Here is a 6,713-nt window from a genome sequence, read left to right as displayed (position 1 = left end):
AGGAACATCTTCATCTGCTCGACCGTCGTGTTCTGTGCCTCGTCGAGAATGACGAACGAGTCATTGAGCGTGCGCCCGCGCATGTAGGCGAGCGGCGCGATCTCGATGACATTGCGCTCGATCAGCTTGCTCACGCGGTCGACGCCGAGCATCTCGTAGAGCGCGTCGTAAAGCGGGCGCAGATAGGGATCGACCTTCTGCGTCAGGTCGCCGGGCAGGAAGCCGAGCTTCTCGCCGGCCTCGACCGCGGGACGCACGAGCACGAGGCGCTGCACGCGCGAATCGTTGAGCGCGTCGACCGCCATCGCCACGGCGAGCCAGGTCTTGCCGGTGCCGGCAGGTCCGATGCCGAAGTTGATGTCGTGGCGCGCGATCGCGTGCAGGTATTTCTGCTGGTTCGCACCGCGTCCGCGCACCGTGCCGCGCTTGACCTTGACCGCGACTTCCTGCGCCTCGAAGCCCTTGTCGTCGGAAGACTCCAGTCCCGATTCGGACAGGCGCAACGACACCTGTGCGCCGTCGAGCGCTTCGCTCGCGGTCGCATCGTACAGGTCGCGCAGCATGCGCTCGGCGAGCTTGACCTTCGCGGACTCGCCGCTGATGCGGAACACGTTGCCGCGATTGGCGATCTCGACGCCGACGCGCATCTCGATCTGGCGCAGGTGCTGATCGAACGGGCCGGCAAGATTCGCCAAGCGCTCGCCGTCGTTCGGTTCGAGCGTGAGATTGTGGTGGATATTGGCGGACATTCGAGCGTTACGCGGCCGCTTTCGCCGCGATGCGTCCGCGTAACGAGTTGCTCATCGCCTCGGTGATCTGCACGTCGATAAAGGTACCTATCAGATCAGGACCGACTAGGTTTGCCGGCGCCGGGAAGTTCACGTAGCGCATGTTCTCGGTGCGACCGGTCATTTCCTTCGGATTCTTCCTGCTAGGACCTTCGACCAGCACGTTCTGCATCGTGCCGACCATCGCCAGCGAAATCGCCCTGGAGTTCGCATTGATCGTCGCCTGCAAACGCTCGAGGCGCGCGTGCTTGACCGCATCGCTCGTGTCGTCGGCTAGGTTCGCCGCCGGCGTGCCGGGGCGCTTGGAGAAGATGAAGGAAAAGCTCTGGTCGAAGCCGACGTCGGTGATCAGTTTCATCGTCTGCTCGAACTCGGCATCAGTCTCGCCGGGGAAGCCGACGATGAAGTCGCTGGACACGGAAATGTCCGGGCGCACCTTGCGCAGCTTGCGGATCTTCTGCTTGAACTCGAGCGCCGTATAGCCGCGTTTCATCGCACTCAGCACGCGGTCGGAGCCGGACTGCACGGGCAGATGCAGATAGTTCGCGAGCTTGGGCACGTTCGCGTAGGCCTCGATCAGCGAGTCGGAGAATTCGAGCGGATGCGAGGTCGTGTAGCGGATGCGGCCGATGCCGTCGAGTTCGGCGATCGCATGGATCAGCAGAGCGAGGTCGGCCGTGCCGCCGTCATGCATCGCGCCGCGATACGCGTTGACGTTCTGACCGAGCAGATTGACTTCGCGCACGCCCTGTTCGGCCAGCTGCGCGACCTCGGCGATCACGTCGTCGAACGGACGGCTGATCTCCTCGCCGCGCGTGTATGGCACCACACAATACGAGCAGTATTTCGAGCAGCCTTCCATGATCGAGACGAAGGCGGTCACGCCTTCCTTGCGCGGCGCAGGCAGGTGATCGAACTTCTCGATTTCGGGGAAGGAGATGTCGACCTGGGCCTTCTGCGTTTCCTTGCGCGCCTCGATCATCTGCGGCAGGCGGTGCAGGGTCTGCGGGCCGAACACGAGATCGACGAACGGCGCACGCTTGACGATCGCCTCGCCCTCCTGGCTGGCGACACAGCCGCCGACGCCGATGACGAGGTTAGGCTTGTTCGCCTTAAGCTCGCGCCAGCGGCCAAGCTGCGAGAACACCTTCTCCTGTGCCTTTTCGCGGATCGAGCAGGTGTTGACGAGGATGACGTCGGCCTCGGCCTCGTTCTGGGTCAATTCCAGCCCGTGCGAAGCCGCGAGCACGTCGACCATCTTGGCCGAGTCGTACTCGTTCATCTGGCAGCCGTGGGTCTTGATGAAAAGTTTGCCGGGCATGGCGCGTGAAACTCGTGAAGGCGGGGAATTTTTCGTGAACTACGTATTCTAAAGCCGGATTGGACTGCCTGCCATGTGCCTTGGCCAGCGGCCGATCCGTCAAGGCGTATGTATCGCTTGGCAAAACCCTTTGTCTGTCAGAAACTTGACCTCCGAAGTTTGAGACATCCATGAATCCTGCGTTGCGCCACTGGTCGCCTTGGGTCGCTCTCGCCTTCGTTCTCGCGGCGACGGCGCCGCTCGCTCGCGCCGGCGCGGTGTATCGCTGCTCGGGACCGCATGGCGAGGTCGCGATCACGAACAAGCCGCAAGGGTATGCGGCCTGCACCAAGGTGGCGAACAGCGACTACGCCGAACCCGTGGCCAAGGCGCGCGTGCCGGCGCCGAAGGTCGAGGCGGCGAAAACGACCGCGATCGCCGAACCAGCCAAGCCCGAAAAAACCAAATCGGACGCGCTCAGCGCCGATGCAGCCAAGCCCACGGCGGCCCAGCCCGAATCAGTCGAGGCCGACACGGCGAAAACGCCGGCGGCCAAGGCCCCGCGCAGCGAATACAAGTCGATGCCTGCCTCGCAATTCGCCGATGTGATCAGCGAACTGCGGCTCAACGGCGAGGCACCGGCCAAGATCGCGCCGAACGCAGTCGAAAGGCCGGAAAAGAACGTCGAGGTACGGCGCGGCGCGGTATACAAGGTCGCGCGCGCGAACGGCATCGTCGAGTACACCAACGTCCGGCCCGGCGGCGGCGCATACACGATGATGTTCACCTATATCGCGACCTGCTACGCCTGCGACGTGAAATCCGCGATCAACTTCGCCACGCTCGCTCTCAACCTCGATGCATACAAGGACGAAGTCGCGGCGTCGGCATCCGAGTTCGGCGTCGATCAGGCGCTGCTGCGCGCGGTGATCCACGCCGAATCGGCATTCAATCCGAACGCGATTTCGGTCAAGGGCGCGCAGGGGCTGATGCAGCTGATGCCGACGACGGCGAGCGACATGGGCGTGGCCAGCCCGTTCGATCCGGCACAGAACATCCGTGGCGGCGCGCGCTATCTTTCCACACTGCTCAAATTGTTCAACGGCGACGAGCGCCTCGCGGCGGCGGCCTACAACTCGGGCCCGCAGAACGTGCAGAAGTACAGCGGCGTGCCGCCGTTCGACGAAACCCGGGTATACGTCGAGCGCGTTGCGACACTACGCAAGCGCTACGGCGAGGCGCGTTGAGGACAGGTTCTGGGCAAGCGGATCAACCGCCCGGCTGCGGGTTGGCGCTCTGTTCCGCGCGGGCAGGGGTTGGCGGGCGCTCGACCAGGGTCACGTCGAACTGCAATTGCTTGCCGTCGCGTTGGGCGGAAACGGTGACCTTGCTGCCCGGTTCCAGATGCGACTCGCGGTTGCGCAGCGCCAGCGCGTTCGGTACCCATTGACCGTCGATGCGCGTGATCGCATCGCCGACCTTGAGTCCGGCCTTGGCAGCGGGACTGTCGGCGTCGATCGCCGTGATCAGTGCGCCGCCGGTGATCACGGGCATCGGATCGCCCGGCTGGATCGGCACGTCACGGCAGGTCACGCCGATCCAGGCGCGGATCACGCGTCCGTAGCGGATGATCTGGTCGAGCACTTTCTTCGCCCGATCGACCGGGATGGCGAAGCTGATGCCGACGTTGCCGCCATTCACCGAAGGAGAATACGTGCGCGAGGTGATGCCAACCAGTTCGCCATAGGCATTGACCAGCGCGCCGCCCGAGTTGCCCGAGTTGACCGCGGCATCGGTCTGGATGAAGTCTTCGCCACTCTCGGGGCTGATGATGCGGCCCAGCGCGCTGACGATGCCCATGGTCACGGTCTTGTCCAGGCCGAACGGGTTGCCGATCGCGAGCACGACGTCGCCTACAGCCACCGGCTTTTCCGCGATCGGGATCGTTGCCGTGTTCCAGACATCGAGCTTGAGCACGGCAAGATCGGTTTCCTTGTCGCTGCCGATGACCTTCACCGGCATGGTGCGTCCGTCGGGCATGCCGACGCTGATGTTGGTGGCGCGCTCGACGACGTGATGGTTCGTAAGCACATAGCCGTCCGCATTGACGACCACGCCGGAGCCCATGTTCTGCGTCGGCACGTTGGTCACCACCTGCGCGGGGACCACGGGGGGCAGGTTCGGGTTGTCGGTCCTCACCAGCACTTGTCGCGTCTGCTGCTCGATCTTGTTGACAAAGATGCTTACCACCGCCGGACTCGCGGCTTCGACCGCGGCCGAATACGACGTCGTGATCGTGCCCGCGTCGCTTGCCGTCGATGCGGCGTTCGTGCTGGCGTGCGGGCCGAAGGTCACGCCAGGTTCACGAGTGCGCGTTGCCGGCTTTGCGGGCAACGGTTTCGCGGTTTGGGTTTGCTCGGCTGCAGCGGGAGGCGCCGATTCCGCCGAGGAGCCGCGCATTCGCGCAGTCCACTGCGGAGCGAACAGCGAGATCACGAAGGCGAGGGCAAGCCCCAGGGTGACGAACTGCGCGACGAACTGGATCAGGCGGACGAAATTTTTCATTCGGACTCGAAAGCGGGCGGCAGACGTTCTGTTTTCGTTGTCTGCAAGGTGGGGCTTTGGTTAAACTACCACGATTTTTGCGGGAGCCCGTGCGGGCTGCTCAGCGGATTTTCAGCATCTACAGCAATTCTCGGAGTGCCGGATGGCAAATGAGGGTGTGAATCAGGGACGCCGCAGATTCCTGACCGGGACGACCGTGGTCGTCGGCGGTATCGGGGCTGCGTTCGCGGCGACTCCCTTCATCAAGTCGTGGCAACCGAGCGAACGCGCGAAGAACGCGGGCGCGCCGGTGCTGCAGGACATCAGCAAGATCGAACCAGGGCAGAAGATTTCCGTGCTCTGGCGCGGTTCGCCGGTGTGGATCGTCAACCGCACCAAGGCGATGCTCGATACCTTGCCCAGCCTTGACGGCCGCCTGCGCGATCCGAAGTCGCTGATCGACAACCAGCCGAAGTACGCGCAGAACGAAAACCGCTCGATCAAGCCCGAGTGGCTCGTGATGATCGGCATCTGCACACACCTGGGCTGCTCGCCGGAATACATCCCCGAGATCAAGCCCGAGCCGTTCGATCCAGAGTGGAAGGGCGGCTTCTTCTGTCCCTGCCACAAGTCGCGCTACGACATTTCCGGCCGCGTGTTCCAGGGCGTGCCTGCGCCGGCGAACATGGTCGTGCCGCCGTACAAGTTCGTCGACGACAACCACATCCTGATCGGCGTGAATCCGGAGGACAAAGCCTAATGGCCAACGTATTCACGAGCATCGGCAACTGGGTCAACGAGCGTGCTCCTGGCATGATGCCGGTGTATCGCAAGCACATGACCGAGTACTACGCGCCGAAGAATTTCAACTTCTGGTACTACTTCGGCGTGCTCGCCCTCGTCGTGCTGGTCAATCAGATCCTGACCGGCATCTTCCTGACGATGTTCTACAAGCCGGGTGCGGCGACCGCGTTCGACTCCGTCGAATACATCATGCGCGATGTCGACTGGGGCTGGCTGATCCGCTACATGCACTCGACCGGCGCGTCGATGTTCTTCATCGTCATCTACCTGCACATGTTCCGCGGTCTCATGTACGGCTCGTACAAGAAGCCGCGCGAACTGGTCTGGCTGCTCGGCATGTTCATCTTCCTCGCGCTGATGGCCGAGGCGTTCATGGGCTACGTGCTGCCGTGGGGCAACATGTCGTTCTGGGGCGCGAAGGTGATCATCTCGCTGTTCGGCGCGGTGCCGCTGATCGGCGACACGCTCGTGCAGTGGATCATGGGCGACTACAACCCGGCCGATGCGACGTTGAACCGTTTCTTCGCGCTGCATGTGATCGCGCTGCCGCTCGTGTTGCTGCTGCTCGTCGTGCTGCATATCTTCGCCCTGCACGAAGTCGGTTCGAACAACCCGGACGGCGTCGAGATCAAGAAGAAAAAGGATCCGGCCACCGGCAAGCCGCTCGACGGCATCCCGTTCCATCCGTACTACACGGTGCACGACATCGTCGGCGTCGGTTTCTTCCTGACGATCTGCGCGTTCATCATCTTCTATCAGCCGACCGTCGGTGGCTGGTTCCTCGAGAACGACAACTTCATTCCGGCCAATCCGCTGGTGACCCCGCCGGAGATCAAGCCGGTGTGGTACTTCACGCCGTTCTATGGAATCCTGCGCGTGATCCCGAGCAAGGGTCTCGGCATCTTCGCGATGTCCGCCTCGATCGTGCTGCTGTTCCTGCTGCCGTGGGTCGATCGCGGCGCGGTCAAGTCGATCCGCTATCGCGGCCTCGGCTACAAGGTCGCGCTCGGCCTGTTCGCGGCGACGTTCCTCTTGCTCGGCTCGATCGGTGCCGGCGTCACCGGCGAGATGATCCCGAAGCTGTTCGGCGCAAACGCGGATGTGACCAGCATCGAAATGCACTTCGGCTGGCTGCTCGTGCTCATGTATTTCGGCTATTTCATCTTCCTGTTTGGCTACACGGCTTTCGGTTACGAGAAAACCAAGCCGGTGCCGGAGCGAGTGACGGGAGGAGGTCACTGACATGATGCGCAAAATCATTCTCGCTCTTGCTTTCA

Annotated in this window: 6 protein-coding genes; 3 read left to right on the top strand and 3 right to left on the bottom strand. The window is 62.9% G+C overall.

Annotated features, from left to right (window positions below):
* Both VF497_RS08390 and miaB read right to left on the bottom strand, forming a co-directional pair.
* On the bottom strand, nt 1-749 hold a 749-nt coding region (locus tag VF497_RS08390; protein WP_330887604.1), incomplete at its 3' end, for a PhoH family protein.
* A gap of 7 nt (nt 750-756) precedes the next feature.
* A complete protein-coding gene (gene miaB / locus VF497_RS08385; RefSeq protein ID WP_330887603.1) occupies nt 757-2,109 on the bottom strand; it encodes a tRNA (N6-isopentenyl adenosine(37)-C2)-methylthiotransferase MiaB in 1,353 nt (450 codons plus the stop codon).
* A 170-nt stretch (nt 2,110-2,279) separates the two neighbouring features.
* On the opposite strand from miaB, the gene VF497_RS08380 reads away from it, so the two are divergent.
* Nucleotides 2,280-3,335, top strand: coding sequence for a lytic transglycosylase domain-containing protein (locus tag VF497_RS08380; protein WP_330887602.1), 1,056 nt, complete (start codon nt 2,280-2,282; stop codon nt 3,333-3,335).
* Nucleotides 3,336-3,357: 22 nt separating this feature from the next.
* Here VF497_RS08380 and VF497_RS08375 read toward each other — a convergent pair whose 3' ends face one another.
* Nucleotides 3,358-4,653 carry a S1C family serine protease gene (locus VF497_RS08375; protein ID WP_330887601.1) on the bottom strand — a complete coding sequence of 432 codons (1,296 nt, stop codon included), beginning with the start codon at nt 4,651-4,653 and terminating at the stop codon, nt 3,358-3,360.
* Between the two features lie 142 nt (nt 4,654-4,795).
* Here VF497_RS08375 and petA point away from each other — a divergent pair, with 142 nt between their 5' ends.
* Nucleotides 4,796-5,392 carry a ubiquinol-cytochrome c reductase iron-sulfur subunit gene (gene petA / locus VF497_RS08370; RefSeq protein WP_330887599.1) on the top strand — a complete coding sequence of 199 codons (597 nt, stop codon included), beginning with the start codon at nt 4,796-4,798 and terminating at the stop codon, nt 5,390-5,392.
* On the top strand, nt 5,392-6,678 hold the full coding sequence (locus VF497_RS08365) for a cytochrome bc complex cytochrome b subunit (RefSeq protein ID WP_330887597.1): 1,287 nt from the start codon (nt 5,392-5,394) through the stop codon (nt 6,676-6,678). Before petA ends, VF497_RS08365 begins: the two co-directional genes overlap by 1 nt.
* Nucleotides 6,679-6,713 lie beyond the last annotated feature (35 nt).

Source organism: Rudaea sp., from assembly GCF_036383415.1.
Lineage (GTDB): Bacteria > Pseudomonadota > Gammaproteobacteria > Xanthomonadales > Rhodanobacteraceae > Rudaea.
This window is presented reverse-complemented; position numbering and strand designations above follow the sequence as displayed.

Excerpts from the sequence above, each read along its gene's own strand:
- miaB (WP_330887603.1), bottom strand. The coding sequence starts at position 2,109 with ATGCCCGGCAAACTTTTCATCAAGACCCACGGCTGCCAGATGAACGAG.
- VF497_RS08380 (WP_330887602.1), top strand. The coding sequence starts at position 2,280 with ATGAATCCTGCGTTGCGCCACTGGTCGCCTTGGGTCGCTCTCGCCTTC.
- VF497_RS08375 (WP_330887601.1), bottom strand. The coding sequence starts at position 4,653 with ATGAAAAATTTCGTCCGCCTGATCCAGTTCGTCGCGCAGTTCGTCACC.
- petA (WP_330887599.1), top strand. The coding sequence starts at position 4,796 with ATGGCAAATGAGGGTGTGAATCAGGGACGCCGCAGATTCCTGACCGGG.
- VF497_RS08365 (WP_330887597.1), top strand. The coding sequence starts at position 5,392 with ATGGCCAACGTATTCACGAGCATCGGCAACTGGGTCAACGAGCGTGCT.